Genomic DNA, 2,937 nt, shown 5'->3' with positions numbered 1-2,937 from the left:
CGTTTTATCAGATGAGATACTAAACGATTTAAATGTCATTGGTTTGGCATTACAGGCTATTGGAAGTAGTCTAATCCCTCAAAATCAGGATTATTTATTCGTTGTAGGCAGCCAGCTGGAGGCGATTGGGAACTTGGTTTCCCTACAAGCAGAATTTATAGAAAATGAAAATGTTAGCTCGGTATTAAGTTCACAAGGTGATTTGATCGAGGCAGTTGGTGGAGCATTAACGATTGATTTCACAGGAAACCAATCTATACAAAATGCTTTAAATAATATAGGTGATGTTATTCAGGTCATAGGGGCTTCTTATCAAGCCTTAGCGGTTAGATATCCCCCTAATAGCCAAAAAAATCAAGAGATCAATACCGTGGGTAGCTGGATACAAGCGGTTGGTGCCGTTCTATCTGCTATTTTTGTGGAGGGGTAAGGAAACTAGTAATTGTATCCTTTATACAAAGCATTTTCGATGATCTTCCTTCCCTTTTACTTAAACCTTTTCTCCAGTCGTATATTCCCTTTTATGTTTGGTCATTATTGCTATGGGTAATTAATCATTATAATGGAAAATTACAATTAGCTTTCAAGAAAGGAATGATTCTAGTGGAAAACCAAAAAAATGAAAAAATTCCAGCACAAGAACAGAAACGCCAACCAGGCATTGAAGCAGAAATGAAGCCAAGACCAGACTTCTCTCAAAACTTTGCTGGAAGATCTCAAAGACTTGCCGGAAAAATTGCTTTAATCACTGGTGGAGATAGTGGTATTGGACGAGCAGTAGCAGTAGCTTATGCTAAAGAGGGTGCAGATATAGCAATATCCTACTTAGATGAGCATGAGGATGCGAAAGAAACTAAAAAATATGTAGAGAACGAAGGAAAAAAATGTGTCTTACTACCCGGAGATATTGGAGAAGAATCTGTTTGCCAAGACATAATAAAAAACGTAATCGATGAATTTGGAAAGCTTGATATATTGGTGAACAACGCAGGGGAACAACATACTCAAGCATCATTAAAGGACATAACAGCTGAACAAATGGAAAAAACCTTCCGTACAAACGTGTTTAGTATGTTCCATTTAACGAAAGCTGCCCTCGATCATTTAAAAGCAGGAAGTACGATTATTAACACTACTTCTATCACGGCTTTTCAAGGAGCACCAAATCTAATTGATTATTCTGCAACTAAAGGGGCAATTCTAACGTTTACTCGTTCACTTGCAGGTTCCCTTGTAGAACAAGGAATTAGAGTAAATGCTGTAGCTCCAGGACCAATATGGACGCCGCTTATTCCTGCCTCCTTTGCGGCTGATGAGGTGGATGGTTTCGGTAGTCAGACACCTATGAAACGACCAGGGCATCCAAGCGAGTTGGCTTCGGGCTATGTATACTTAGCATCTGAAGATTCGTCTTATGTAACTGGACAAGTACTTCATATTAACGGTGGTACTCCTTTGTAATACGTTGTATATCATCCTAAAACAGGTTCCTCTTTCTTAAGATGAGGAACCTGTTTTTAGATTTTACATAAATAAGCAATGGGATGTGCTGAATATGGAGATTTTAAATCAGTATGCCTCCCCCTTCACCTCCTCTCCTCTAGTATTATTAAACAAAAGACTAGATAAGACTGCAGACTTAGACAATTTTAGCCTCGAGCCTGATAACCAGTTAACACTATTACGGTATGATGAATTAATAGATGGAATATTTCTGTAAAATAAGAAAAATACAGGAGGAAAAGTATTGAAAAAATCTATTGATACGAAGAAACTAGGCTTTGTTCTTCTATTAATATTTATCCTATTAGCTAAGTTACCCTTTCCCTTTTTAGGTGAAGTATACGCTAATCACACCTTTAAAACTGAAGACATTGATAAGTTTGTCACTAGCTATTTAAAGCAGCACGGACTACCTGGTGTTTCCATAGTAGTTGTAAAAAACGGTCAATTAATATATGAAAAAGGATATGGTCACGATTCTGAAGGGAATCCTATAACGGAAAAATCGTTAATGAGAATTGGTTCCGCATCTAAATCATTTTCTGCATTTGCTGTTTTACAGCTTGTTGAGGAAGGTAAAGTACAACTCGATGATCGAGTAATTAAGTATTTGCCAGAGGTCACACTTGATGATTCACGCTGGAAGGAAGTTACGATTCGTCAACTTTTGAGTCATACATCAGGTATACCAAATCCGATTATTGTTCCACCAGCGAATAATTTAAAAGCAGGAGTAGAACGTTTAAGTGATTGGAGGCTTCAAGCAAACCCAGGAGAGAAATATTACTATAGTAACGCAAATTACTGGATCATAGCACTTTTAGTAGAAAAAATTAGTGAACAGGAATTCTCTGAATATCTTAAACAAAAGTTATTCTCTCCGCTTGGAATGGACGATTCACTTGCTAATGTTAATTCGGGAGACTTAGTAGTTGGTCTACCTAGAGGATATGTAACCGTATATGGAAAGGCAATGCCTTGGTCAGAGCTAGAAGCGATGAATATGGGGGCTGGAAGTATTATATCTACAGCATCTGATATGGGTAAATGGCTTTCTATGCAAACAAACGAGGGTAAATCTGAAGAAGGAGAGCAATTACTATCAAAAGAATTATTAGAAGAAACTTATTCTCCACAACTTGGAAGTGAAGAATATGGTCTTGGTTGGGAATTAAGCTCACCTCATGTAAAGCCAGCCCGCATTTCACATAGCGGGGTGGAAACAACCTATCAAGCGCAACACGATATAATACCGAATAGTGGTTATGCAGTTGCAGTTCTATTAAATAGCTTTACTCCTACAATTGAACACGCTTATGAGATCAGTACAGGTATTATCCAATTGACCGAGGGGCAAAAACCTGAACTAAAAGCTCCAGTATCTAAAATAATTGATTTATCACTTGGAGTTATTACAATGATCTATTTGTTATT

The 2,937-nt window shown here is 37.5% G+C and carries 4 protein-coding genes; all 4 read left to right on the top strand.

Annotated features, from left to right (window positions below):
• A partial coding sequence (locus AC06OU_RS04835) for a DUF6944 family repetitive protein (RefSeq protein ID WP_475854331.1) occupies window positions 1–430 on the top strand: 430 nt, incomplete at its 5' end.
• Window positions 431–594: 164 nt separating this feature from the next.
• Window positions 595–1,461, top strand: a complete 867-nt coding sequence (locus AC06OU_RS04830; RefSeq protein WP_475854329.1) for an SDR family oxidoreductase — start codon at window positions 595–597, stop codon at window positions 1,459–1,461.
• A gap of 94 nt (window positions 1,462–1,555) precedes the next feature.
• Window positions 1,556–1,720, top strand: a complete 165-nt coding sequence (locus AC06OU_RS04825; protein ID WP_298467459.1) for a hypothetical protein — start codon at window positions 1,556–1,558, stop codon at window positions 1,718–1,720.
• A 27-nt stretch (window positions 1,721–1,747) separates the two neighbouring features.
• The coding region (locus AC06OU_RS04820) for a serine hydrolase domain-containing protein (RefSeq protein ID WP_475854328.1) at window positions 1,748–2,937 on the top strand (1,190 nt) is incomplete at its 3' end.

This window comes from Psychrobacillus sp. (assembly GCF_056205495.1).
The sequence above is the reverse complement of the archived record's forward strand: the minus strand, read 5'-3'. Positions and strand labels throughout refer to the sequence as shown.

Excerpts from the sequence above, each read along its gene's own strand:
- AC06OU_RS04825 (WP_298467459.1), top strand. The coding sequence starts at position 1,556 with ATGGAGATTTTAAATCAGTATGCCTCCCCCTTCACCTCCTCTCCTCTA.
- AC06OU_RS04830 (WP_475854329.1), top strand. The coding sequence starts at position 595 with ATGATTCTAGTGGAAAACCAAAAAAATGAAAAAATTCCAGCACAAGAA.